We start from the raw sequence: 1,292 nt of genomic DNA on the forward strand, positions 1-1,292 counted from the left end.
GGCATGGTCCTTGCCGCAGAGCTGCGAGCACTGGCCGTAAAAAATACCTTCCTTCTCCGCCTTGAACCAGGTCTCGTTGGTGCGACCCGGAACGGCGTCGATCTTGATGCCGAACGACGGCATGGCGAAGGAGTGGATCACGTCGGTCGCGGTGACGAGCACGCGGGTCATGGTGTTGACCGGCACGACCAGCTCGTTGTCGACGGCCAGCAGGCGCGGGTAGACCTTGCGGTCCTCCTTGCCGGCAGCGGCGCGTTCGGCGTCCTGGAGGATCGCGGAGTTGAAAGAGAGCGTGTTGTCGGTCTGGTACTCGTAGTCCCAGTTCCACTGGTTGCCGGTCGCCTTGACGGTCAGCTTTGCTTCTTCCGGCGGCGTGTATTGCGCGGTCAGCAACTGGAACGAGGGGATAGCGATGAGGAGCAGGATGACGACAGGTCCGATCGTCCAGATCAACTCGATCCACGTGTTGTGGCTGGTCTTGGACGGAACCGGGTTGGCGCTCGCGCGGAATCTGATGATGCAATAGGCGAGAAGAATCAGCACCAGGATGGTGATCGGGACGATGAACCACATCGTGTAGTTCCCGAACCACTCGATCTGCCGCATCATGTCGGTCGCCGGCGCCTGGAAGGTTGTCTCCCAGTTCTTGGGCTGGTCGGCATGGGCGGATGCGCCGGCGAAAAACGTGATAGCGGCACAAGCACTTAGAAACTTGGCACTTGCTGGAACCTTGGCGTTTGCCAGGAAATTTCTCATCGCCCTCATCGTCTCCCAGTTCCTCGCTGTGGTACCCACGAGAATAACGAACAATGCCGGGACGGGAATCCCGACAGTTTCAAGCTGGTTCAAACCATACTCTTTTTCCCTCCGCAAGAAAGGAGCGGACGAAACCGTGCGGCATTTTTGCGCGCAAGCCCGGATGTGCCTTTGGAGGCAGCCGCGGCAGCCCCGAATCGCCTACATTGAACCCACAGCGGCATTCCCGCGGGCCGCACGTGCCGAACGTCGCAATTCGGGCGAAATTGGCAGGGAAAAGCGCCGTATTGGCTTTTTCGGGGCAGACCTGGTGCGGTCTCGTCCTTTACTTGGCTTTGGCGCGGCTTAAAGTGCCGTGATTCGCAATGGAGCCGTCATGAATTACTGGCTTTCGAGAAACTCTCGGTTTTCGAGAAACTGGGCGAAGGTCATCTTTTTCGCCGCCCTGTCTGGCATCGGCTTGTCCGCGATCGTGTCCGGCACGGCGAACGCCGCGCAACCGAGCGGTACCGTTCGCTCGACGCATGGCGCATGGT

Annotated in this window: 1 protein-coding gene; it reads right to left on the bottom strand. The window is 59.7% G+C overall.

Annotated elements, in window-relative coordinates:
- Positions 1 to 873, bottom strand: an 873-nt coding sequence (coxB, locus tag EN991_RS36655; protein ID WP_164769682.1) for a cytochrome c oxidase subunit II, incomplete at its 3' end; no start/stop codon positions are given.
- Positions 874 to 1,292 lie beyond the last annotated feature (419 nt).

Source organism: Mesorhizobium sp. M7A.F.Ca.US.005.03.2.1 (assembly GCF_003997795.1).
Taxonomy (GTDB): domain Bacteria; phylum Pseudomonadota; class Alphaproteobacteria; order Rhizobiales; family Rhizobiaceae; genus Mesorhizobium; species Mesorhizobium ciceri.